Below are 22,510 nucleotides of genomic sequence, written 5' to 3' on the forward strand. Positions count from 1 at the left end.
CTACTCCTACATTATGAATGGCACTCGCCAGTGTCAGAAAGGTGTTTCTTTAAAGGGTCACACGAAGAATAACGGTGACTGGATAAATATGACCAGAGGGCTTCTGCGATGAGCAGATCTTCTGGCAAGGTTACTTTAATATTACTGCTTTCGCCCATCACCAAGGCCGGTTGCCAACCTACAAATTCCATGGCCGAACACTCATCGGTAATAGCAACACCTTTTTCATGAGCTTGCTCTAACGCGCTCAACAAAGCCTGTGCAGGGAACTTTTGCGGCGTCTGCGCAAGCCATATTTCATTGCGGTCTAGGGTGGTTTTCACCGATGCACGCGCGCTCATTTGTTGTTTGACCGTGTCTTTTGCTGGCATGGCCAAAATGGCACCCTGTTCCGAGGAATAAGACATGATACGCTCAAGCGCTGCATGAGTTAATAAAGGTCGCGCCGCATCGTGAACCAAAACAGGCATAGTGGCCATATCGTCGATCAAAGTCGATAAATAGTGCAAGCCTAGTTGTACCGTATCGCTACGCTCTTTACCGCCGACAAAACGATGTACTTTAGGATGACTCGTCCATCGGGATTGAGCCCAATACCCATCTTCTGCGCTAATACCAACCAACACGCCTTTAACTAAAGGATGAGAAGCAAAAATACCAATAGTACGATCTAATATAGTCTCGCCGTCAAGTTGCAAATATTGCTTAGGACAAGCAGCCTGCATACGTTGGCCTATCCCAGCAGCGGGAATAATCACCCACATTGATGGCGTCATTTCTTGTTCACCATACGATAAAACACCTCACCCTCTTTGATATATTGCAGTTCGCTGCGAACTCGCTCTTCTACAGCTTCTTCACCCTGACGAAGGTCATCTACTTGCGCCCTCAATGCTTGATTGCGGTGTTTTAAACGTAAATTAATACGCTCCTGATAAGCAATTTGTTTCGCCAGCTCTTCTTGTCGCTTAATACCCTGATCACCGAAGTACAAGTGATACGATTGATAGCCAATGGCACAAACAAACACAACTAATAACAAGCGCGCCATAACACCCTCGATCATTTAATAAAAACCCAATATTGTCTAAAGGCTAGGGCTTTTATTATTAAAGAAATAGACTGAAAAAAACATAAAAAAAGGGAGAACTAAGTTCTCCCTTTTTCAGATCGAAGCAAGATTACGCCTGACCTTTGATCTCAGAAAGACCTTTGTAAGGGGCTTTACCACCCAATTGCTCTTCAATACGTAGCAATTGGTTGTATTTTGCCACACGGTCAGAGCGGCACAAAGAACCGGTCTTAATCTGACCTGCTGCTGTACCTACAGCTAAATCAGCAATGGTTGCGTCTTCTGTTTCACCAGAACGGTGAGAAATAACAACCGTGAAGCCAGCGTCTTTCGCCATTTTGATCGCTGCCAAGGTCTCGGTTAGAGAACCAATTTGGTTAAACTTGATCAAAATAGAGTTAGCGATGCCATTGTCGATACCGCGCTGAAGAATTTTAGTGTTGGTTACGAATAAATCGTCGCCCACTAACTGAACTTTATCGCCCATCAATTTCGTTTGATGCGCAAAACCTTCCCAGTCAGACTCGTCAAGACCATCTTCAATAGAAACAATTGGGTATTGCTTCGTAAGATCTTCTAAGAAAAAGTTAAATTCTTCTGAAGTGAATTTTTTACCTTCACCCTTAAGGTCGTAGATATTGGCTTCTTTGTCATAGAATTCAGACGCAGCACAATCCATCGCAAGAGTAATGTCTTTGCCTAGCTCATAGCCTGCCGCAGCGACAGCCTCTTTAATAACAGCCAAGGCTTCCGCATTAGAAGCCAAATCCGGTGCAAAGCCACCCTCATCACCTACTGCCGTGTTTAAACCACGACCATTCAATACTTTTTTCAGCGCATGGAAGATTTCCGCACCGTAGCGCAAAGCTTCACGGAAGTTTGGCGCACCAACGGGTTGAATCATAAACTCTTGTATATCAACGTTGTTGTCTGCGTGCTCGCCGCCATTGATGATGTTCATCATAGGAACTGGCATAGAGTAAACGCCTGGTGTGCCATTGATGTCGGCTATGTGTGCGTACAAAGGCACTTTCTTAGAAATCGCCGCCGCTTTCGCCGCCGCCAAAGACACCGCCAAAATAGCATTCGCACCAAAGGTAGATTTATTTTCAGTGCCGTCAAGGTCGATCATAATACGATCAAGCTCAGCTTGAGCAAGGGCATCTTTACCGATTAGGGCATCACGAATAGGACCGTTTACCGCTGCCACCGCTTTTAATACACCTTTGCCTAAATAACGACTTTTGTCGCCATCACGCAACTCTAAAGCTTCACGAGAACCGGTAGAGGCACCAGACGGTGCACACGCTGAACCTACAGAACCATCAGCCAATATAACGTCGGCTTCAACAGTTGGGTTACCACGAGAATCAAGAACTTCTCTGGCTTTGATATCAACGATCTGACTCATAACAAACCTCTTAATATAGATTAGACATCACAAACACTGTTGTTTGTGCTAATTATTTTTCTTTGCCTGCGTGCTTCAATGCAGCATGAACGAAAGCACTGAACAAGCCGTGACCATATCTAGGCGTAGAAGTAAACTCAGGATGGAACTGACAAGCCACAAACCAAGGGTGATCGGCAATTTCCACCATTTCAACCAATGAGTTATCTTCAGAACGACCAGAGATCGTTAGGCCTGCTTTTTCCAGTGCATCCAAGTAGAAATTGTTCACTTCATAACGATGACGATGACGCTCTGTAATAACCGCTTCACCATACGCTTCAAACGCTTTGGTTCCCGCCGTTAAGTTACAGTTTTGTGCGCCTAAACGCATAGTGCCACCTAGATCGGATTCCTCTGACCGGATTTCTTTGGAACCCTCTGTGTTTGTCCATTCAGTGATCAGACCAACAACCGGGTTCTCTGCTTTTAAATTAAATTCTGTACTGTGGGCACCAGACAAGTTGGCGACATTTCGCGCAAACTCGATCACGGCCACTTGCATGCCTAAACAAATACCCAAGTAAGGTACCTTGTTTTCGCGGGCATATCGCGCTGTGGTAATTTTACCTTCCACACCACGTTCACCAAAACCACCAGGAACCAGAATTGCATCCATTCCTTTGAGGATTTCAGTACCATTTTCTTCGATGCTTTCAGAGTCGATGTAATGCAGTTTCACCTTAGTGCGAGCATGAATGCCCGCATGGTCCATTGCTTCGATCAAAGATTTGTAAGCATCCAACAATTCCATGTACTTACCGACCATGGCAATGTTAATTTGTTTTTCAGGGTTCAGTTTCGCCTGGGTCACCTTGTTCCAAATGCTAAGATCTGGCATGTCACAATCAAGGTTAAAGCGCTCTACAATCAAACTGTCTAACCCTTGATCGTTCAACATTTGCGGAATACGATAAATCGTATCAGCATCTGGCAACGAAACAACGGCACGCTCTTCAACATTGGTAAACAAGGAAATTTTCTTACGCTCTGGTGCTTCAATAGTCACTTCTGAACGGCACACCAAGATATCCGGTTGAATACCGATAGAACGCAACTCTTTAACTGAGTGTTGGGTAGGTTTGGTCTTAGTTTCACCCGCCGTGCGAATGTAAGGGACCAAGGTCAAATGCATAAACAAAGCACGGTGAGAACCGACTTCTACTTTCATTTGACGAACCGCTTCTAAGAAAGGTTGAGACTCGATGTCACCGACAGTCCCGCCAATTTCAACCAAGGCCACATCGGCGCCTTGGGCACCGGCAATAACACGGCGCTTAATTTCGTCCGTTATGTGTGGGATAACCTGAACAGTGCCACCTAGGTATTCACCGCGACGCTCTTTTTTCAACACGTGCTGATAGATACGACCTGTGGTGAAGTTATTACGCTTGCCCATTTTCGTTGAAATGAAACGCTCGTAATGACCCAAATCAAGATCAGTTTCAGCGCCGTCTTCTGTAACAAACACTTCGCCGTGCTGGAAAGGACTCATGGTGCCAGGATCTACGTTGATGTAGGGATCCAATTTAAGCATGGTGACTTTCAATCCACGGGATTCAAGAATAGCGGCCAGCGATGCTGCTGCTAAGCCTTTACCAAGTGATGAAACCACGCCGCCTGTGACGAAAATATATCGTGTCGCCATGAGTGTTTAACCCGCCTTAAAATAGAAAAATATGAGATTTGATGACACAGAAAAATGCGCCTTCAGGACGGGGGGAAATAATAGCATCGCAGGCACTTTCACTCAATGTAAAACACAGTTGTTTTATATTGACCTGGCGAACCAAGCGACAACCTCACACTCCCCCAAAGTACGCGTAGAGCATTTACAATAGATCAGTGACCACCAGTACCATTCAATACATAATCAGGCAGGTCTTCTTCTTTTGGAATGGGCATCGGCGAGCCGTTGTCATCAATAGCAACAAACTTAAAGACACCCTGAGTGACTTTTTCACGCTGTCCGATTCGACCACGACGCACCCAAGCCTCTACCATGATGTTCATGGAAGTACGACCAACCGACTCCACACTGGTATAAACCCCTAATATATCACCGACTTTAACAGGGCGAATAAAGCTCATGCTGTCTAATGCCACGGTCACAACGCGTGATTGCGCTCGCTGTCCGGCACAAATACCTGCGGCGATGTCCATTTGAGACACCACCCAACCACCAAAAATATCGCCTGCGGGGTTAGTGTCTCCCGGCATAGCAACTGTTCTCGTAGTAAGTCGCCCTTTTGCCTGCTGTTCAGACCCTGACATAGTTCTCTCTCATTGATTGTGTTAGTTTTTTCTGAAAATACCTAGGCAGAAAATATTAACACAGGACAAGGAAAAGGCTCACCTTCTTATTGCTCAATATTGGCGTCGTAATGAATTGCTGTGCCTTTGGCTTGTGCTGTCGGAAATGAAAAGCTCGAACCAATACCTGCTCCTACGCCACTGTTGCTGCCAACGGAAACGCCAACACCGGTTCCTAAGCGACGAAATGATAATTGCGTTACATCGTCTACAATCATGCCATTTGCACCGATTTTAGCCGCTTGCTCCTTCATTTCACGCAGCGCTTTCTCTCTTCTTGTTTCTTCAGTAAAACCATTGTCACTCGAAGCACTGACCGTTCCGACAACCACATACTCAAAAGCCGGCGGCTCATTAAAGATTCTGACTTGATCCGCGTCGATTTCTGGCAAAACTTGCCCTGTCACCACATACGTCCCTGAGGAACAAGCGAGCAGGCACATTGATAAAGCCCCTATACACACAGATTGAAACATTGTCATTATTCATCCCTCCAAGTACAAAGACCGCATTAGACTGGTTACCACATTGATGACGCCTAAGACGTTTATGAAAACACCTTAGACGTTTTTATTACTTCTTGCCAAGCGCGAAGCAAAATAGAATAGCACTACTCATCGCAACAAAAACAAGGCTACAATACCTATATGAGAATAACACTTAGACAATTACAAATATTTGAAGCCGTTGTACACACGGGCTCAGTGACGGCCGCCGCCGAAATGGTGTCTATTAGTCAACCCGCTGCCAGTCAAGCATTGCGAGAACTCGAAGCCTTGCTAGGTCGACCCTTGTTTCGTCGTCATGGTAAGCGCTTACAGATCACCCCTCAAGCCAGACATCTTCTACCTCAAGCTCGCGCTGTCCTCAGTCAAATTGAGCAAATAGAAAGTATGGGCAGCGGGGACGAGTTAAGCGGTTCTTTGCACCTTGCTGCCAGCGTCAGTGTGGGAAATTACTTACTTCCAAAACAAATGTCTTTGTTTAAGCGCCAGCACCCAAACATTCGTTTTAATTTGGAAATTGGCAACACGCAAAGTGTTATTCAACAACTGCTTACCGGCAAAGCGGAAGTGGGTTTTATCGAAGGCTATTGCCAGCATGCCGAACTGATGACCCAAGTATGGCTAAAAGATGAACTGGTCGTGTTTGGCTCGGTGGAGGAAGACCGTAAGACGGAACTTTCTTGGGAAGATTTACAGGCTGCTAATTGGATTATGCGTGAAACAGGTTCAGGCACGCGAACTATTTTAGAGCAAGCCACCGCCGCGCACATATCTCAACTCAATGTTGTGCTGTCTCTTGCACACATGGAAGCCGTTAAACAAGCGGTTATTCATCAAATGGGCTTGGGTTGCTTATCTCGTATGGCGATTTCTCAAGAATTAAACGCGGGATTGATTCGTCTTTATCAGACTCCACTTGCGCTGAATCGAAACTTATTGATCGTCACCCCAAAAAATACGGCCTTAACGCAAAATGCTCAGCGGTTTATTGATCAATGCTGCCAGATTTCCGAATCAGAGGAAAATGAACAACCATCGAAATAAACAGCATCACATAACTTGCGTAAAAAGCGCTCTGTCCTTTAAATTATCATAATTTTACGGTTGCAGTTTATATCAGGCCCAATACAATGAATTCATACAACCTATAAACTGTGTGAAAAGCATAAAAAGCATGAATATAAATAAAATCGATCTCAATCTGCTTATTTATCTCGACGTATTACTCCGAGAGTGCAATGTCACGCGTTCGGCTAACAAACTTAATATCACCCAGCCCGCCATGTCTAACGGCTTAAAACGCTTAAGAGACCTGCTCAACGACCCATTGTTAGTGCGAACCAGTGAGGGAATGAAACCGACAGAAAAAGCTTTACGCCTGCAACCCATTGTTCGTAAGGTCTTATTAGAGTTAGAAGAAGCGCTTCAGCCAGAAGCCGATTTCAACGAAAGCACCAGTACTCGTATTTTTCGTATCATGGCCAGCGACTATGCCGCTTCTACTGTCATCCCTCGCTTGTTAACTCGTTTACGTGAATTTGCTCCCGGCATTACTTTAGACATTATGACGCCCAGCGATGTCACCTTTCACGACGTAGAAGCCGGTAAAATCGACATGGCAATTAATCGCTTTGAAGAATTGCCTCAATCATTTCACCAAAAGAGCGTATGGCTTGATACCTTTGTCTGCATGCTTAGCTCTAAGAACCCGATAAAAGACCATTTTGATATAGACGCCTACCTACAAGCGCAACATATCTGGGTCAGTAAAACTGGGTTTGGCGTGGGCGTAGGAATGGACCCTAACGATGTGCAAAAGCTGGGCTGGGTAGATGAATCTTTGCAATCACTCGGTCATAAGCGCAGTATTCGTGTGTTTACTCGAAGCTACCACACCGCAATGCACCTTGCATTGGAACAAGATCTTATTGCCACCTTGCCCAAAAAAGTCGCCATGGTAAACCGAAAGAACCCTGACTTAGTGATTCTTGATCCACCTTTTGACATCCCTAAGATCGAATTGAAAATGATTTGGAGCCCGTTACTGCACCATGATGCCAGCCATATTTGGTTTAGAAGACAAGTCATTGACGTGGCAAATGAACTAAAGGCCCAAGAAAAATAACCTTTCGATGCTCACAGACTGACAGACTGACAGACATAAAAAAACACCTTACTTTTCAGTAAGATGTTTTCTGTTTGTTTTACTTCTAAGCGAAAAACTTATTCTGCTGAAGACGCAACCGCTTCATCAATCAGCGTTTGAAGTTCACCATTTCCCGCCATTTCGACGATAATGTCACAACCACCAACAAGCTCGCCTTTAATCCACAATTGTGGGAATGTCGGCCAGTTCGCAAATTTAGGCAATTCTGCACGAATATCAGGATTGTCTAGAATGTTAACGAAAGCAAAACGCTCACCGCAAGACATCAGAGCCTGCACCGCTTGAGAAGAAAATCCGCACTGAGGCGCGCGAGGGTTGCCTTTCATATATAACAGGATATCGTTGCTATTAATCTGCTCTTTGATCGTTTCTATTGTGTTGCTCATGGTATTCACCTCGTTAGTGGGTTGCGGCTAAAAGTTTGCCAAATACACTTTGACAAGGCACAAAAAACGCAACCGCAGCATTCATTGAAAGTTGCATCAGTTTATTGGGTTTAATGCTCTATTTACAACCCCATAAAGCGGCTTTACTTAGCACTTTCTCTTGCGGATTACCCTTTACTCGTCTACCTGAGTGTATTAAATTGGTTGATTCTTTTTTCAAAAGACCATTAAGGAGCAATAGCGTGTCGCCAAGACATTTTCTTACTTTGAAGGATCTAACTTCTGATGAGTTTAAGCAATTATTACATCGAGCCTCTGAGCTTAAGAAAATTCATCGTGAAGGTACCTTATTTCAACCGCTAAAGGGTCGAGTTTTAGCGATGATATTTGAGAAATCCTCCACACGAACACGCGTTTCTTTTGAAGCGGGTATGGCACAACTTGGCGGACAAGCATTATTCCTTTCCTCACGCGACACTCAATTGGGTCGTGGCGAGCCGGTAGAAGACAGCGCACGGGTTATTTCTAGCATGGTCGATGCGGTGATGATTCGTACCTTTGATCACGCTACGGTGGAAACCTTTGCGCAATATTCCTCCGTGCCGGTGATCAACGCATTGACTGACGATTACCACCCCTGCCAGCTGTTGGCCGATATGCAAACCTACCAAGAACATCGTGGTGATATTAGGGGTAAAAAAGTCGTGTGGGTCGGCGATGGCAATAACATGTGCAACTCATACATTAACGCCGCTGCCTTGCTTGATTTCCAGTTGGTTGTCGCTTGCCCAGTTGGCTACGAACCCGATGCTGACCTTGTCGCAGAACACAATGATCGCGTTACTGTGCTACACGATGCCCGTCAAGCAGCCGAAGGTGCCGATCTTATTGTCACTGATGTGTTTGCTTCAATGGGCCAAGAAGACGAGCAGGAACAACGCCTTAAAGACTTTGATGGCTTCCAAGTGAACAGCGCTTTAATGGCAAAAGCCCATTCAGACGCGCTCTTTATGCATTGCTTACCAGCACACCGAGGAGAAGAAGTGACAGCCGAAGTCATTGATCATTCTGACAGTGTTGTGTGGGACGAAGCTGAAAACCGTTTGCACGCACAAAAAGCCTTGCTTGAATTTTTATTGTGCCGCTAGGCGCCGCTTTTACCCTAAAGCCCGTTTGAGTTTGACTCCACGGGCTTTTTTACACCTTATACACTGAGAAAAACTCACTCAAAGTGAATTATTATGAGTATTATTGAAGTAAGGCATCTTAAAACCCTGTCAGCATTAAGAGAAACCGGTAGCTTGGTCGAAGCCGCAGAGCGCGTGCATCTCACGCAATCAGCTTTGTCGCACCAGCTAAAAGACCTTGAAGAAAAACTCGGCTGCCCTCTCTTTATTCGCAAGACCAAACCCGTTCGCTTCACCAGTGCCGGTTTGCGTTTATTGCAACTTGCCGATGACGTGCTCTTATCGTTTCGTTCTGCACAGCGCGACATACAACGTTTCGCAGAAGGCGAAAGCGGACGCTTACACATCGCCATTGAATGCCACAGTTGTTACGAATGGTTGATGCCAACCATAGACCATTTTCGTGAACACTGGCCCGATGTGGAGCTGGATTTATCGACCGCTTTTGGTTTTATGCCGCTGCCGGCATTGGCGCGCGGCGACTTGGACTTGGTAGTGACCTCTGATCCACAGGACATTCCCAACATAGAATACATACCACTTTTCCAGTATGAATCTCAGGTGGCCTTGTCACGACACCACCCTTTGGCTAAAAAAGACTATTTAACCCCGGAAGACTTCGTCAAAGAAACCCTCATCACCTACCCAGTAGAAACCGAGCGCTTGGATATTTTCAAGCACTTTCTCAGCCCTGCCAGTGTCATGCCAGCCAAAATACGTCATAGCGAATTAACCTTAATGATGATGCAATTGGTGGCAAGTGGCCGCGGTGTGTGTTGCATTCCCAACTGGGCATTAACCGAATACACCAACCGACAGTACGTGATTACCAAGTCTTTGGGAGAGGAAGGCGTATGGTGCAAGCTTTATATTGCTATCCGTAAAGACCAACGGGACAACGCCTACATGGATGACTTGATTTCCACCGCGTCTAAGACTTGCTTTAAAAATCTAAAAGGCATTCTCGCACCGGAACTTTAGTGTTTCAGCATCAAGTCAGGCGACTCTGATGCTGATTTCGGGACCAAATAAAGCTGAACTTTGCCCCGCCAGATTCGCTTTCGTCGATCAACACCGCACCACCGTGCCAAAAAGCAATACGTTGTACAATGGCAAGCCCTAAACCATACCCCCCCGACGCTCGAGTTCGGCTGTTATCTAAGCGTTGAAAAGGGATAAACACCTTGTCTCTATCTTCAAACGGAATGCCAGGACCGTCGTCTTCAATATCCAACTGCCAGCGCTCAGTATCGGCTGAAAATGTCACGACGATTCGACTGCTGGCGTATTTGGCAGCGTTCAAAATCAGGTTTTGCAATGCTCGACTCAAATGATGCTCATCGGCTAACACCAAACTGTCTTCATCAATCTTAACGTCCACCGTTAAATGCTGCAGTAGCAGGTGATTGTGACGCAAAATATCATCGATTAACTGAAATACAGGGCATTCTTTAAAGCTCAGCTCTAACGACCCATCTTCTAATTTCCCGTAGGTGAGCACTTCGTCCACCAAAGTATTCAGCTCTTCCACATCCCCTTCAAGGGCTTCAATCGTCTTAATTGCACCGTCGTCTACCTCGTCTTTAACCATTTCAAGGCCAAATCTCAAGCGCGCAATAGGCGTTCTCAACTCATGAGAAATAGCATTAATCATTTCTCGTTGCACCTTGAGTAAGCGCTGAATATGAGACGACATAGAATCAAAAGAATAGGCCAACTCTTTTAACGTTCCGCTACTGTCTGGTATGCCTTTAGGCAAGCCACTGCGACCACGAGCAATTTGACGGGTAATACTTTCAAATGCCTTACGCTTTCCATCTAATGACTTAAGCTCGCGCCAAACCAAAATAATCATCAAGGCTATCCCCAAAGCCACTAAAACAACAAGGATCAATGTCTGAGAAAGCTTGGCGGACTGGGCATTAGATAACATGATTGGTGGCGATACACCGTCGTGCCACACAAACGCAAACTGAGCATTCATAGGCTGAATGGGAGTCACACCCAAAGGAAAAGTCAACTGAGAAGGCGTTACTTCTGTTATCGATAGATAAGTCATGGCGCTCAGTAAATCGCGTTTTTCAACACTGGAAAAAAGGCTGGTGTCGAACAGACGCGTTAACATAGCGGCCCAACGCCCTCCCAAGATATCTTGAGAGGCAGTCCCAACTAGGAACGGAGAATCTGCGGAGCCAAAACGCATTTGATGCGTATTTGATAACGAACTTAAGTGAGTTTCTTCGGCAAGCAAGGTGATTATTTGTGAAAACGCCAAAGGTTCAGGGCTCTTTAATGACCAGGAAAATTGTGACTCAGGAACGCTAGGCGCAACGTCAGACAACAACAAGATTGCACTGATTTGCCCATCTAAATACAAGAGTTGTTGCGTTTTCGCGGCATTAAGTTTGCCTTGCACCAGCGTCATCGCAAAATAACAAGAAACAATAATGGCAACGCCGCCGACCACAAGGTTGCGGTACAGGCGGCGCATTTCAATTTGCATGATGGCTATACTTCTTTTACAAACAAATAACCTTTACTGCGGATGGTTTTGATCCGGCGAGGATGAATCGGGTCATCACCGATTTTAGAGCGAATACGAGAAATTCTCACATCCACTGATCGATCCTGTCCATCGTATTCGATGCCACGTAATTCACTAAAAATCTCTTCTCGGCTTAAAATACGACCAGCACTGCTAGACAACAACCACAACAAATCAAACTCCGCACTGGTGAGCTCTACTTCCTCGTCAAGCAACCAAGCTTCACGGCGGGAATTATCGATCGTCAGTGGGCCAAACGTAAGGTTTTGCTCTGTTTTAACTTCTTCTTGAACCAGCTCGACATCTTGCGTACTGCGACGCAATAACGACTGCACACGCGCCAACAACACTCTAGGTTTGGCCGGTTTAGAAACATAATCATCGGCACCGATTTCTAACCCTAAAATCTGGTCAACATCATCACTGCGTGCCGTCAGCATCAGGATCGGCCCTTTATAATCATTACGGACACTTCGGCAAACCGTAAAACCATCAGCGCCAGGAAGCATAAGATCAAGCACAACAAGAGAAGGTTGCTCTTCAATAATACGCCCGATGGCTTTACGGCCATCGGCTTCAATGGCCACATTAAAGCCGTTTTTCTGTAAATACTCTTGAGTAAGGAGCGCCAAACGCTCGTCATCTTCTACAATTAAAATCGTTTTATTGTCGTCCACACTCATGCTTAATCCTCAATACATTGTCGTTACTTACGATGTCACTAATAGGGTAAAAATTAATTCGCTAACAAAGCTTGAATCTCAACCATTCTGGCACGGTTAACCCCCAGATCTGAATATCCAACACGAGATGCAGAACGAACATGCACAACACTATCTGCTTCGGGAAAGTAAAATTCCACATCATCAACGTAGCCAATTAAGCGACTAGTCACTTCAAAATGCACATAGCCTAACGACTGGGTCACAATTCGAGCATTATTTTTGCTCAACATGTAGGACTCTATCGCCAACTGGACGTCTTTTGCGTCGCCTTGGTAAATAATGGGTTCCATGTAGTGCTCCGCATCGTCTGGTGCGGCCTGTGTCGACACACAGTTCGGTGAAGGTGGGCACGCCTTTAGCAAGCCATCTGTCACTCCGAGCCCTTCTGGTAATTTGTTGTTTACATTGATGTAAATGAAAAACCCAATGACCAATACAACCAATAATGCCAGTACCCAACGAATCATCTTCTACTACTCCAAACCCATTTTTTAGCTTAACGAAATGATCTTTTACCTGGTTTTTTCGGTTTAAACTCAGGCTTGTCGTTACTTTGCCAATCGAAACCTTTAGGCGCACGACGCGCACCCCCTGCAGTCGCTTTGTTCTTATGACGTTTCAAATCGGCTTTTTGTTGCTGTGTTTTTGGTTTTAACTCGGATAATTTCAAATCCACCATAGAACACAAGGCATTCACTTCGGTTTCTTCCATCTCTACCCAGCGCCCTACTTTGGCTTTAGACGGCAGAAAAACTGGACCAAAACGCACGCGCTTCAGACGGTTTACTTTCACACCCTGAGATTCCCAAAGACGACGTACTTCACGGTTACGACCTTCCATTAGGCACACATAAAACCAACGGTTAATGCCTTCGCCACCACCATCAACGATATCGGTAAATTTCGCGACGCCATCGTCTAAAATAACGCCTTTCTTCAAGGTAGTTAGATTCTCGTCCGTCACTTCGCCCATCACTCGAACCAAGTACTCACGGTCAATTTCTGTTGACGGGTGCATCAAACGGTTAGCAAGTTCACCATCGGTGGTAAACAACAATAAACCAGAAGTATTAATGTCTAATCGCCCAACCGCAATCCAACGTTCACCGCGCAATTTAGGCAGTTTTTCAAACACAGTCGGACGACCTTCTGGGTCTTTACGAGTACACACCTCGCCTTCTGGTTTGTTATAAATAATGACGCGACGATTCTCACCCGCTTCTGTGGCAACAATCTCATAGCCATCTATGGTGATGGTGTCTTTTACACTCACACGATCGCCTAATGTGGCGACTTCGCCATTGACCAAAACACGTCCTTCGCGAATACGATTTTCCATTTCACGGCGTGAACCTTGGCCAGCTCTTGCTAATACTTTTTGTAACTTCTCGTCCATTACGAACCTCTTAGAAGGAATGCTTCTCAGCAACCCAGTTTTAATAATATTAAATGACTATTTTGCCGCATTATATGTCACACAGCAGGGACCTTGACAGCGCAATATCAAACAATTTACTCAAATGGCGACGGATCACCAGCACCCACTCGAATAACGTCGACACTGTCGGCGTCCATTTTGACCACAGTGGTCGGCTGCATGCCACAAAACCCACCGTCAATGACCAAATCCAACGCGTGCTCAAGAGTGTCACGAATGTCGTAAGGGTCTGTCATCGGATCGGTTTCCCCTGGCAAAATAAGCGACACGCTCATGATGGGTTCACCCAATTCTTCTAACAAAGCCGATACAATGTTGTTTTTAGGAATACGTATGCCGATGGTTTTTCTTTTCGGGTGCATTAATCGTCTTGGCACTTCCGATGTGGCACTAAAGATAAAGGTATAAGGCCCTGGTGTATTGTTTTTTAGCAAACGATATAGGCGATTATCGAAGCGAGCGTAAGTGGATATTTCCGATAGATCTCGGCATACCAAGGTGAAATTATGTTTATCATCCAAACGACGAATCGCACGTATACGGTCCTGTGCGTTTTTATCGCTTAAGCGACACCCTAACGAGTAGCCGCAGTCGGTTGGATACGCCACAACGCCGCCGCTGCGAATCACATCGGCCGCCTGTTTGATCAGTCGGGTTTGTGGGGTTTCTATGTGTATCTGAAAAAATTGGCTCAAGGTCTTCTCTCCCTTTCAATGAACATCACGATAACCGCGTTGCAAAACTGAGCTAAACCCAAGATCGCCACACCAGATCCACCTCACTTTCATGTATTTGTGTAAATTTACCTACCTGCATCCAAGGACCAAAAGGACCATGATAGTCGCTGCCAACAGATGCTTCTAACTCAAACTCTTGTGACAAACGCTCAAGCAAGCGCACATGATCAGGTCGCTCATTACCGGAGGCCACTTCTAAGCCCGTGCCGCCCCATTTTTTAAAATCACCCAGCAAGCGTTTTAATTTTGTCACTGTTAAAGGGTAACGCTTAGGATGCGCCAGCACCAGCGTCATACCTTGACCGGACAATGCCGTAAGCACGTCTTCAAGCTCTGGCCAGACGTCTCTAAGCTGGCCCAATTTTTTATTACCCAAATAACGGTCAAAGGCTTTATTGGTGTCTTTTACCAATCCTTTTACCACCAGCAAATGGGCAAAATGCGGTCGCCCCAGCTGGCTTTCTCCCGCCAAAGCCACGGCTTCGTCAAATAAATCGGGTAACCCTTGCTTGACCAATAAATCCGCAATGCGACGGGCACGATCCAAACGAATCGCTTGGTTCTGCTCAACTATGTTTCGAAGCGCAACGTTATCCATGGCAAAATTCAACGCCACCATGTGCAAAGGTATCCCCTGCCACTGGGTAGACAACTCCACCCCATTAATGAAATCCAAACCGTGGTGATCGGCTCTTTGGCGCGCTTCGGCCAAGCCATCAATGGTGTCGTGATCGGTTAACGCAAATAAGGTTACCTGCTGCTCTACGGCAAGATCCACAAGCTCGGTGGGGGAAAATCGACCATCGGAACGAATGGAGTGGGTATGTAAATCAACTTTTCGGTAACTCGCGGCTTCGGGCATAGATAGACTGTTCTTTAAAAGGAATGATGGTTATTATGGTATCAGCATACCTACATTGCTTTTTATATGTAAACACTATTCGAATTTCTTACCCTAGTTCAACCAGAAGGAATCACCATGCTTTATTCTATTATCGGTGAAGACGTTGCCGACAGCCTTAGCGGTCGTCAACAAGCTCGCCCTGCTCATTTGGCTCGCCTTGAAGCCCTACAAAACGAAGGTCGTTTGGTATTAGCCGGCCCCAATCCAGCCATCGATTCAGACAATCCAGGCGATGCTGGTTTTACAGGCAGTGTGGTAGTGGCAGAATTTACCAGCCTCGAAGCAGCACAAGCATGGGCAGACGCCGACCCGTATATTGACGCTGGCGTCTACAAACAAGTGACCGTTAAGCCCTTTAAACAGGTTTTCCCGAATTAAACGCCTCTCGATACTGATATCCGCTCTTAAAACGCCGTTGACCACAACGGCGTTTTTGTTTTCCAGTCTTACGCTGCGTCATTTTTCCACCTTCACGTCGGAATGTCCAAGGTCTCGCTCTGGATCAATCACATCACGCATGCGCTGTTTCAGCACCTTTGCTTCTGGAAAACCGTCTTCTTCTTTGCGACACCATATTTGCTCACCATTCACCCGAACTTTAAAAATCCCGCCTTGCGTTGGCAACAAGGTGACGCTTTTAATGTCTTCGTCAAAGGTCGTTAGCAGCTCCTGCGCTAGCCAAGCGGCACGCAACATCCAACGACATAAGGTACAATATTCGATTTCGACAATTGCCGTTCGCATTTGCTTTTTCTCCGGTAAAATAATGGCCATACTGTCAATATTATTCGCTATACACTAACAATAAGGAAGCTGCATTATGCGCAAACCTCTTCTCGCCAGCTTAGCTCTTTTGGCTTTTTGTACTCAACTGCAAGCCACCGAAGTCGATATCGTCACCAACCAAGGCACCATTCGAGTGGATTTAAACGATGAACAAGCCCCGCGCACCGTGGAAAACTTTTTACGTTACGCCGACGATGGCTTCTATGACAACACCATTTTCCATCGTGTTATTCGTGGATTTATGACCCAAGGTGGCGGATTTACCGAAGACTTAGAGCGTAAATCTACTCGCCGAGCAATTTCTTACGAAGGCGACAACGGGCTAGCCAATAATCGTGGCACCCTTGCTATGGCCAGAACACAAAACCCAGACAGCGCCACCTCACAGTTTTTTATCAATCAAGTTGATAATACTTTCTTGAACCATGGCGCTCGCGGCGGCGCAGGCTATACCGTATTTGGCAAAGTTATCTCTGGTATGGACGTTGTTGATAGCATTTCTGCCGTAGACACTCACACGGTAGGACCTTACCAAAACGTCCCAACAACACCAGTGATCATTGAGAGCGTGACGCGTGTTAACTAGCTATTGTGTCGACTCGCCAGAGTTGAGCTGGGCGGAAGACGGCGCGCCTCATTCCAGCCAGTTCGACGACGTGTATTTTGATAAAGAATCGGGGCTAGAAGAAACTCGCTTTGTGTTTATCCAACACAATCGGCTGATTGAACGCTGGAAGCAGATGGACAATACGGCTTTTGTGATTGCCGAAACGGGCTTTGGTACAGGACTAAACTTTCTTTGCACCTGGCAAGCCTTTGTCGAACAGGCGCCAAGCGACAAACAACTGCACTTTATCTCAGTTGAAAAGTACCCGCTCACCAAAGCCATGCTGGCTCAGGCCTTGCGCATGTGGCCTTCCCTTCAAGCGTTTAGCAAACCGCTGATCGACGCCTACCCAGAAGTGTGTCATGGCCTTCATCGAGTCGAACTGGAAAACGGACGCATTCAACTCACGCTGTGGTTTGGTGAGGCAGAAGCGGGCTTTGCAGCCTTAGATGCCGATGTGGACGCTTGGTTTTTGGATGGCTTCGCTCCTAGCAAAAACCCCGATATGTGGAGCGATTCGCTGTTTCACCACATTCGCAGATTAAGCCATGAAGGCACAACATGCTCAACGTTTACCGCGGCCGGCATCGTTCGTCGAGGCTTGCAGCAAGCAGGCTTCGAGGTAAAAAAGGTCAAAGGATTTGGCATCAAGCGAGACATGACTGTCGGCGTTCTCAATCAAAACGACCAACCTCTGACACAGCGCATGTCGCCCGGTCAGCCTTGGTTTAATCTTCGCCAAAATACACCGGCTAAAGTGAGCCATGTTTTAGTCGTAGGGGCTGGTTTAGCAGGCGCAAACACCGCCTATGAGCTAGCGCGTCAAGGAATCAAGGTTACTGTCTGGGACAAGGGTGATCACATTGCCTGTGGCGCTTCGGGCAACCCGCAAGGCATGCTGTACCCTAAGCTCGCGTCACAAGACACGCCAGTCAATCGCTTTTATCTTGCAGCGTATTTATACGCGACGCGTTTGTACGCCAAGCTCGATGACCAAGGCAAGTTTTGGGACCAATGTGGTTTGATTCAGATACCTAAAAATCCTAAAGAAACCGAACGTTTCCAAGTACTGCTAAACAAAAAACTCTACCCAGACACCATTTTACAAGCCTCTACAGACAAACCGGGCAGCTTATTTTTACCCCTGTCAGGGTGGTTAGTTTTGACTACTTTGTGCGAAACTTTGCTCGCCCACGACAACATCACTGTGTGTTTAAACACCGAGCTAGCATCTTTAACACCGATCGAACAAGGCGGCAGTACCGTCGGCTGGACAGCGCGTGCTCATAATCAAGACTCGGCGTTTTCTCACGTAGTGTTATGCACAGCAAACGACACACAACAAATTGAAGCCGCCCCAGACACACCGGCTTACCCAATTCGCGGGCAAGTCTCTTTTATCGATACGGAGCAAGCCAAAGCGTCTTGTGAAGCGGTAAAAGCCTCTGTTGATACGATCGATTTTGATAAAGTATTGTGCGAATTTGGCTATGTATCTCCTTCTATTGATCAGCTGTTGCACTTCGGCTCAACTTACGATCTAAACGACACAGACGATCAAGTCCGAGAGGAAGGCCACAAGCGCAATTTGGCCATATTGGAAAGTTTACTGGAATTGCCAGAACAGACTTTTTCACCCCAAGACTGCGGTGGTAGAGTGTCGTTTCGCTGCGCCGTGCCAGATTACACGCCCATCGTCGGTCCCGTTCAATCGGATACAGAATACCGAGACGCTTATGCGATGCTCAGCAAAAACGCAAAATGGCAATCCGACAAACTCGCCGAGCCGATCAAACAGCTTTACCTCAACATAGGTCATGGCTCAAGAGGCTTAATTTCAACGCCATTGAGCGCCAGCTTTATCGCCAGCTTGATCCTAGGAACCCCTTCGTCTCTGGAACAGGACATCAGCCATAAACTGCACCCAAGTCGCTTTGTGATTCGAGAACTCAAACGCGCTCAAGCTTCTAAATAAAAATAAAAAGCCCAGTGTGATGCTATTGTATTAATGGCGTCGCACTGGGCTTTTTGTATTCTTTGTTGGCTACGATGTGTTATCGCTTATAACTCAAATAACTCGCAGGCATTGGGAATCAATTCAGCCAAACGTATGGAAGTTTGAGGACGATAAACGCAGTCGTGCAACTCTGGCAGTAACGCGCGCAATTTATCACTCAATTGCAACAAGCTTGGATTAATGGGTTCGTAGGGATAAACATGATCTTGCAAACTCAATTTGTGTAGTTCATCCAATTCATCTTGCAAGATGCTTTTCATCGCAAAAAAGCGGTCTTTTTGATTGATACTATTGGTTTCCCAGTAGGCATCGCAAAAAGCCGCGTTCAATTCGTAAAAGATGTGTAGTGCATCAGCAACATTTTTTTTAGACATGGTATCTCCAACTTTTTGAGCAATCTTCGCATTGCCCCTTGTAATGTTTAACCCTAACCTTATAACCTACATTCTAAACGTGAATCAATATAGGTGAATACCCCTTGAGTACAACAATACTAGGTGCCGTGACCTCCGACAATTTATGGCAATCTTTACAGGCCGAAGCCAGTAAACTTGCGCAAGATGAGCCCATCCTTGCGAGTCTGTTCAATACAACTATATTGCGTCACGAAACATTGTGTTCTGCACTCAGCTTTTTATTGGCCAGTAAACTAGACAGCATTTCGATTCCCGCGATGGTCTTGCGAGAAGTATTCGAAGAAGCCATGGCCGACCCTCACTCTGGCATTGTCCGCTGCATCGAGCAAGACATTTTGGCCATAAAAGAACGTGATGCGGCCTGCGATACACTCACTACGCCACTGTTGTTTTTCAAAGGCTTCCATGCGTTGCAAACCTATCGTGTGGCTAACTGGTTATGGAAAAACGACCGCAAAAGCTTGGCTTTATACTTACAAGGTCAAATGTCCATGGTGTTCAGCATCGACATTCACCCCGCCGCGACCATAGGATCAGGCATCATGCTTGACCATGCAACCGGGTTAGTTGTGGGTGAAACCTGCGTGATCGAAGACAATGTGTCTATTTTGCAGTCAGTCACACTTGGCGGAACCGGCAAAGAGCACGGCGATCGTCACCCGAAAATTCGCTCTGGCGTCTTGATTGGCGCAGGGGCGAAAATATTGGGTAACATCGAGGTGGGCGAAGGGTCAAAAGTGGGCGCGGGCAGTGTTGTGCTCGAAGCTGTGGCACCACACACCACGGTGGCAGGTGTGCCGGCCAAAGTGGTTGGACGCAATACTGAACGCGAACCCGCTTTGGGCATGGATCACAACATCAATAACTGCCTACGCGACGAAGGCTAATTCGTCTCTTAACCTGTTCTGTATTACGACCTCACATGAGGTCGTAATGGGTTAACGCTTCTTTTAGCACCATCTTGATGGTTTCGCTTTCGGTATCAAACAACAACACAGCGTCGCCTGTTTTAAGGTAACGCAACGCTTGTTCGCGCTTTTGTACCATTGATAAATCATAGTCGCCATAGTCTGTGCCATCACGGGACACTATGTCGTCTAAAATGGCATTTAATGTGTCTGCCGCCAAAGAATCGTAAGGTATTAGGGTATCCATTAAATGACTCCGTGTTCTGTTAATAGAGCAATCACGCCCGCTTCGTCTATCACAGGCACGTTCAATGATTGTGCCTTGGTCAATTTAGAGCCGGCCTTTTCGCCCGCGACTAAGCAATCTGTTTTGGCTGACACAGAACCACTTACTTTAGCACCCAAGGCTTGTAACTTATCTTTGACCTGATCTCGACTAAACTGACTAAGCGAACCGGTTACCACATAAGTTTTTCCAAACAGAGGCAAATCATCTGCCGATACGGCGGCTTTTTTCTCCCACGCCACCCCTGCGTTCAATAAGCCTTGAATGGTGTCGCGGTTAACGTCTTGATCAAAAAACAGCTTAACGTGCTGAGCCACTATTGGCCCCACGTCTTCTACTTCTACTAAGGCCTCTTGATCAGCCGACATCAGGGCGTCAAGCTCAACAAAGTAACCGGTAAGCGCTCGCGCCGTGGCTTCACCTACTTCACGAATGCCCAACGCATAAATGAAACGGTTAAACTGCGTCGATTTGGCTTGTTCGATGGACGAGAGTAATTTCTCCACGGATTTTTGCCCCATACGCTCCATCGACAACAAGGTGTCTTTTTTCTCATGCAGGGTAAAAATATCCACCGGCGTTTTCACCAATTGCTGATCCACCAGCTGCTCGATCAATTTGTCCCCAAGGCCGTCAATGTCCATCGCTTTGCGGGAAACAAAGTGCTTCAACGACTCTTTCAGCTGTGCACCGCATACCAAACCGCCGGTACAACGAATAATCGCCTCGCCTTCTACCTGCTCTAGATCCGAACTACACACGGGGCAAGCCTCAGGAAAAACCACTTCGGTGGCATTGTCTGGACGCTTTTCAACGACCACTTGCACCACTTTGGGAATCACATCGCCTGCTCGGTGCACAATAACATAATCGTTCACCATGACGCCTAAACGCGCAATTTCATCTTTGTTGTGCAAGGTCGCATTAGATACGGTCACGCCGCCAACAAACACTGGTTCTAACCGCGCTACTGGCGTAATGGCACCGGTACGGCCGACTTGAAAGTCCACGCCCACAATACGTGTCATCTCTTCTTGTGCAGGGAATTTTCGGGCAATCGCCCAACGAGGCGCTCGAGCAATAAAACCTAGCTGATTTTGCAACGCGATGTCGTCGACCTTATACACTATGCCATCGATGTCGTAAGACAAGCCCGCCCGTCGTTCATTGAGCATTTCGTAGTAATCAATGCAGCCTTGAGCTCCTTGGGTCTGGGTCATCAGATCGTTAATACGAAAGCCCCACTCGCTCAATTGCTTTAAACCCTCGTAATGACTCGTAGGTTGCGTCCACCCTTCCACATAACCAATGGAATAAGCACACATCACCAAAGATCGAGTGGCGGTGATTTTAGGGTCGAGTTGACGCAGGCTACCGGCCGCCGCATTACGCGGATTTACGAAGGCTTTTTCGCCTTTTTCTTGCGCCAAGGCGTTTAATTTCTCAAAGCCTTCTTTTGGCATGTAGATTTCGCCACGAACTTCTAACACCGCAGGCGGCATGTCGGTACGCAAGGCCAAAGGCACGGAATATAAAGTCTTAATGTTCGAAGTGATATCTTCACCAGACAATCCATCGCCACGGGTGACACCGCGCACCAATCGCCCTTGCTCGTAGCGCAAACTGATCGCGAGGCCATCCAGCTTGGGTTCACAGCAATAGGTGATTGGCTCGGCGCTGTCTGCGTTGAGCAATTTTTGAATGCGCTGATCAAAGTCCGATAAGGATTCGTTGTCAAAAGCGTTATCCAAAGACAGCATAGGCACTGTGTGGGCCACATTCGCAAAGCCGCTGTCGGGCTTTTCGCCGACTCTTTGTGTGGGCGAGTCGGCTTGAATCCAATCTGGATGCTGAGCCTCAATGGCTTGCAAGCGCTGATAATCACGGTCATAGACGGCGTCTGGCACAATAGGAGCGTCTTTCACGTGATAGGCGTAACTGTAGTCGTTCAACTGTTGGATAAGATCCAGCATGTGCTGATGAGTTGGTGGCGTGTCTTGGGTCATATCTTGCTCAAAGTAGTCACGGAGAATGGTCATGGAAACAATCAAGGCCCCTTA

At 46.6% G+C, this 22,510-nt stretch carries 25 protein-coding genes; 8 read left to right on the top strand and 17 right to left on the bottom strand.

From position 1 onward, the window contains the following. Nucleotides 1–11: 11 nt before the first annotated feature. The 6 genes from ispD to J9B83_RS06740 all read right to left on the bottom strand — a co-directional run bounded on the left by ispD (nt 12) and on the right by J9B83_RS06740 (nt 5,317). Complete coding sequence (gene ispD, locus J9B83_RS06715) at nt 12–776, bottom strand: 2-C-methyl-D-erythritol 4-phosphate cytidylyltransferase (RefSeq protein ID WP_211535979.1); 765 nt, start codon at nt 774–776, stop codon at nt 12–14. Next, the gene (locus tag J9B83_RS06720) at nt 773–1,066 is read right to left on the bottom strand and encodes a septum formation initiator family protein (protein WP_236037155.1); all 294 of its coding nucleotides are present in this window, start codon (nt 1,064–1,066) and stop codon (nt 773–775) included. Before J9B83_RS06720 ends, ispD begins: the two co-directional genes overlap by 4 nt. Nucleotides 1,067–1,181: 115 nt before the next feature. After that, nucleotides 1,182–2,483 (bottom strand): phosphopyruvate hydratase, encoded by a 1,302-nt coding sequence (gene eno / locus J9B83_RS06725; RefSeq protein ID WP_211535980.1) that lies wholly within the window; start codon nt 2,481–2,483, stop codon nt 1,182–1,184. Between the two features lie 52 nt (nt 2,484–2,535). After that, a complete protein-coding gene (locus tag J9B83_RS06730; RefSeq protein WP_211535981.1) occupies nt 2,536–4,170 on the bottom strand; it encodes a CTP synthase in 1,635 nt (544 codons plus the stop codon). A 194-nt stretch (nt 4,171–4,364) separates the two neighbouring features. Continuing rightward, nucleotides 4,365–4,796 (bottom strand): acyl-CoA thioesterase, encoded by a 432-nt coding sequence (locus J9B83_RS06735; RefSeq protein WP_211535982.1) that lies wholly within the window; start codon nt 4,794–4,796, stop codon nt 4,365–4,367. An 86-nt stretch (nt 4,797–4,882) separates the two neighbouring features. After that, nucleotides 4,883–5,317 (bottom strand): hypothetical protein, encoded by a 435-nt coding sequence (locus tag J9B83_RS06740; protein WP_211535983.1) that lies wholly within the window; start codon nt 5,315–5,317, stop codon nt 4,883–4,885. 165 nt (nt 5,318–5,482) lie between these two features. Between J9B83_RS06740 and J9B83_RS06745 the strand changes: the two genes are divergently transcribed. Together J9B83_RS06745 and J9B83_RS06750 are read left to right on the top strand one after the other, a co-directional pair. After that, on the top strand, nt 5,483–6,385 hold the full coding sequence (locus J9B83_RS06745) for a LysR substrate-binding domain-containing protein (RefSeq protein ID WP_211535984.1): 903 nt from the start codon (nt 5,483–5,485) through the stop codon (nt 6,383–6,385). A 130-nt stretch (nt 6,386–6,515) separates the two neighbouring features. Beyond that, on the top strand, nt 6,516–7,466 hold the full coding sequence (locus J9B83_RS06750) for a LysR family transcriptional regulator (protein ID WP_211535985.1): 951 nt from the start codon (nt 6,516–6,518) through the stop codon (nt 7,464–7,466). 98 nt (nt 7,467–7,564) lie between these two features. Here J9B83_RS06750 and grxD read toward each other — a convergent pair whose 3' ends face one another. After that, entirely contained in the window at nt 7,565–7,894 is a 330-nt protein-coding gene (gene grxD, locus J9B83_RS06755; RefSeq protein ID WP_211535986.1) for a Grx4 family monothiol glutaredoxin, read from the bottom strand. A gap of 242 nt (nt 7,895–8,136) precedes the next feature. Here grxD and argF point away from each other — a divergent pair, with 242 nt between their 5' ends. Further along, the gene (gene argF / locus J9B83_RS06760) at nt 8,137–9,042 is read left to right on the top strand and encodes an ornithine carbamoyltransferase (RefSeq protein WP_211535987.1); all 906 of its coding nucleotides are present in this window, start codon (nt 8,137–8,139) and stop codon (nt 9,040–9,042) included. A 93-nt stretch (nt 9,043–9,135) separates the two neighbouring features. Further along, nucleotides 9,136–10,062: a LysR family transcriptional regulator gene (locus J9B83_RS06765; RefSeq protein ID WP_236037157.1), complete on the top strand. Its 927-nt coding sequence runs from the start codon at nt 9,136–9,138 to the stop codon at nt 10,060–10,062. A 10-nt stretch (nt 10,063–10,072) separates the two neighbouring features. Here J9B83_RS06765 and J9B83_RS06770 read toward each other — a convergent pair whose 3' ends face one another. From J9B83_RS06770 to J9B83_RS06795, 6 genes are all read right to left on the bottom strand, one after another. After that, nucleotides 10,073–11,584 carry an ATP-binding protein gene (locus J9B83_RS06770; RefSeq protein ID WP_211535988.1) on the bottom strand — a complete coding sequence of 504 codons (1,512 nt, stop codon included), beginning with the start codon at nt 11,582–11,584 and terminating at the stop codon, nt 10,073–10,075. A gap of 5 nt (nt 11,585–11,589) precedes the next feature. After that, on the bottom strand, nt 11,590–12,309 hold the full coding sequence (locus J9B83_RS06775; RefSeq protein ID WP_211535989.1) for a response regulator: 720 nt from the start codon (nt 12,307–12,309) through the stop codon (nt 11,590–11,592). Between the two features lie 53 nt (nt 12,310–12,362). Then, nucleotides 12,363–12,818: a DUF1499 domain-containing protein gene (locus J9B83_RS06780; RefSeq protein ID WP_211535990.1), complete on the bottom strand. Its 456-nt coding sequence runs from the start codon at nt 12,816–12,818 to the stop codon at nt 12,363–12,365. Between the two features lie 29 nt (nt 12,819–12,847). Beyond that, nucleotides 12,848–13,747, bottom strand: coding sequence for a 23S rRNA pseudouridine(2605) synthase RluB (rluB, locus tag J9B83_RS06785; protein ID WP_211535991.1), 900 nt, complete (start codon nt 13,745–13,747; stop codon nt 12,848–12,850). A gap of 116 nt (nt 13,748–13,863) precedes the next feature. Beyond that, on the bottom strand, nt 13,864–14,484 hold the full coding sequence (locus tag J9B83_RS06790) for an L-threonylcarbamoyladenylate synthase (RefSeq protein WP_211535992.1): 621 nt from the start codon (nt 14,482–14,484) through the stop codon (nt 13,864–13,866). 52 nt (nt 14,485–14,536) lie between these two features. Beyond that, entirely contained in the window at nt 14,537–15,388 is an 852-nt protein-coding gene (locus J9B83_RS06795; RefSeq protein WP_211535993.1) for a PHP domain-containing protein, read from the bottom strand. A gap of 117 nt (nt 15,389–15,505) precedes the next feature. Between J9B83_RS06795 and J9B83_RS06800 the strand changes: the two genes are divergently transcribed. Beyond that, complete coding sequence (locus J9B83_RS06800) at nt 15,506–15,808, top strand: YciI family protein (RefSeq protein WP_211535994.1); 303 nt, start codon at nt 15,506–15,508, stop codon at nt 15,806–15,808. Between the two features lie 78 nt (nt 15,809–15,886). Here the strand turns inward: J9B83_RS06800 and J9B83_RS06805 are convergent, their stop codons facing one another. Next, a complete protein-coding gene (locus J9B83_RS06805) occupies nt 15,887–16,174 on the bottom strand; it encodes a SelT/SelW/SelH family protein (protein ID WP_211535995.1) in 288 nt (95 codons plus the stop codon). A 76-nt stretch (nt 16,175–16,250) separates the two neighbouring features. On the opposite strand from J9B83_RS06805, the gene J9B83_RS06810 reads away from it, so the two are divergent. Together J9B83_RS06810 and mnmC are read left to right on the top strand one after the other, a co-directional pair. Next, the gene (locus tag J9B83_RS06810) at nt 16,251–16,802 is read left to right on the top strand and encodes a peptidylprolyl isomerase (RefSeq protein ID WP_236037158.1); all 552 of its coding nucleotides are present in this window, start codon (nt 16,251–16,253) and stop codon (nt 16,800–16,802) included. Then, on the top strand, nt 16,792–18,798 hold the full coding sequence (mnmC, locus tag J9B83_RS06815; RefSeq protein ID WP_211535996.1) for a bifunctional tRNA (5-methylaminomethyl-2-thiouridine)(34)-methyltransferase MnmD/FAD-dependent 5-carboxymethylaminomethyl-2-thiouridine(34) oxidoreductase MnmC: 2,007 nt from the start codon (nt 16,792–16,794) through the stop codon (nt 18,796–18,798). Before J9B83_RS06810 ends, mnmC begins: the two co-directional genes overlap by 11 nt. An 86-nt stretch (nt 18,799–18,884) precedes the next feature. Here mnmC and J9B83_RS06820 read toward each other — a convergent pair whose 3' ends face one another. Next, the gene (locus J9B83_RS06820) at nt 18,885–19,214 is read right to left on the bottom strand and encodes a hypothetical protein (RefSeq protein WP_211535997.1); all 330 of its coding nucleotides are present in this window, start codon (nt 19,212–19,214) and stop codon (nt 18,885–18,887) included. 116 nt (nt 19,215–19,330) lie between these two features. On the opposite strand from J9B83_RS06820, the gene cysE reads away from it, so the two are divergent. Next, nucleotides 19,331–20,143 (top strand): serine O-acetyltransferase, encoded by an 813-nt coding sequence (gene cysE, locus J9B83_RS06825; RefSeq protein ID WP_211536115.1) that lies wholly within the window; start codon nt 19,331–19,333, stop codon nt 20,141–20,143. 31 nt (nt 20,144–20,174) lie between these two features. On the opposite strand, the gene J9B83_RS06830 is transcribed toward cysE, so the two are convergent. After that, the gene (locus J9B83_RS06830) at nt 20,175–20,411 is read right to left on the bottom strand and encodes a YheU family protein (RefSeq protein ID WP_211535998.1); all 237 of its coding nucleotides are present in this window, start codon (nt 20,409–20,411) and stop codon (nt 20,175–20,177) included. Further along, nucleotides 20,411–22,456: an NAD-dependent DNA ligase LigA gene (gene ligA, locus J9B83_RS06835; protein WP_211536116.1), complete on the bottom strand. Its 2,046-nt coding sequence runs from the start codon at nt 22,454–22,456 to the stop codon at nt 20,411–20,413. The genes J9B83_RS06830 and ligA overlap by 1 nt, the downstream gene beginning before the upstream one ends. Nucleotides 22,457–22,510 lie beyond the last annotated feature (54 nt).

Source organism: Marinomonas vulgaris, from assembly GCF_018145875.1.
Lineage (GTDB): Bacteria > Pseudomonadota > Gammaproteobacteria > Pseudomonadales > Marinomonadaceae > Marinomonas > Marinomonas vulgaris.

Bases quoted from the DNA above. Each gene is read 5' to 3' on its own strand.
- ispD (WP_211535979.1), bottom strand. From the start codon at position 776: ATGACGCCATCAATGTGGGTGATTATTCCCGCTGCTGGGATAGGCCAA.
- J9B83_RS06720 (WP_236037155.1), bottom strand. From the start codon at position 1,066: ATGATCGAGGGTGTTATGGCGCGCTTGTTATTAGTTGTGTTTGTTTGT.
- eno (WP_211535980.1), bottom strand. From the start codon at position 2,483: ATGAGTCAGATCGTTGATATCAAAGCCAGAGAAGTTCTTGATTCTCGT.
- J9B83_RS06730 (WP_211535981.1), bottom strand. From the start codon at position 4,170: ATGGCGACACGATATATTTTCGTCACAGGCGGCGTGGTTTCATCACTT.
- J9B83_RS06735 (WP_211535982.1), bottom strand. From the start codon at position 4,796: ATGTCAGGGTCTGAACAGCAGGCAAAAGGGCGACTTACTACGAGAACA.
- J9B83_RS06740 (WP_211535983.1), bottom strand. From the start codon at position 5,317: ATGACAATGTTTCAATCTGTGTGTATAGGGGCTTTATCAATGTGCCTG.
- J9B83_RS06745 (WP_211535984.1), top strand. From the start codon at position 5,483: ATGAGAATAACACTTAGACAATTACAAATATTTGAAGCCGTTGTACAC.
- J9B83_RS06750 (WP_211535985.1), top strand. From the start codon at position 6,516: ATGAATATAAATAAAATCGATCTCAATCTGCTTATTTATCTCGACGTA.
- grxD (WP_211535986.1), bottom strand. From the start codon at position 7,894: ATGAGCAACACAATAGAAACGATCAAAGAGCAGATTAATAGCAACGAT.
- J9B83_RS06765 (WP_236037157.1), top strand. From the start codon at position 9,136: ATGAGTATTATTGAAGTAAGGCATCTTAAAACCCTGTCAGCATTAAGA.
- J9B83_RS06770 (WP_211535988.1), bottom strand. From the start codon at position 11,584: ATGCAAATTGAAATGCGCCGCCTGTACCGCAACCTTGTGGTCGGCGGC.
- J9B83_RS06775 (WP_211535989.1), bottom strand. From the start codon at position 12,309: ATGAGTGTGGACGACAATAAAACGATTTTAATTGTAGAAGATGACGAG.
- J9B83_RS06780 (WP_211535990.1), bottom strand. From the start codon at position 12,818: ATGATTCGTTGGGTACTGGCATTATTGGTTGTATTGGTCATTGGGTTT.
- rluB (WP_211535991.1), bottom strand. From the start codon at position 13,747: ATGGACGAGAAGTTACAAAAAGTATTAGCAAGAGCTGGCCAAGGTTCA.
- J9B83_RS06795 (WP_211535993.1), bottom strand. From the start codon at position 15,388: ATGCCCGAAGCCGCGAGTTACCGAAAAGTTGATTTACATACCCACTCC.
- J9B83_RS06800 (WP_211535994.1), top strand. From the start codon at position 15,506: ATGCTTTATTCTATTATCGGTGAAGACGTTGCCGACAGCCTTAGCGGT.
- J9B83_RS06805 (WP_211535995.1), bottom strand. From the start codon at position 16,174: ATGCGAACGGCAATTGTCGAAATCGAATATTGTACCTTATGTCGTTGG.
- J9B83_RS06810 (WP_236037158.1), top strand. From the start codon at position 16,251: ATGCGCAAACCTCTTCTCGCCAGCTTAGCTCTTTTGGCTTTTTGTACT.
- J9B83_RS06820 (WP_211535997.1), bottom strand. From the start codon at position 19,214: ATGTCTAAAAAAAATGTTGCTGATGCACTACACATCTTTTACGAATTG.
- J9B83_RS06830 (WP_211535998.1), bottom strand. From the start codon at position 20,411: ATGGATACCCTAATACCTTACGATTCTTTGGCGGCAGACACATTAAAT.
- ligA (WP_211536116.1), bottom strand. From the start codon at position 22,456: ATGACCCAAGACACGCCACCAACTCATCAGCACATGCTGGATCTTATC.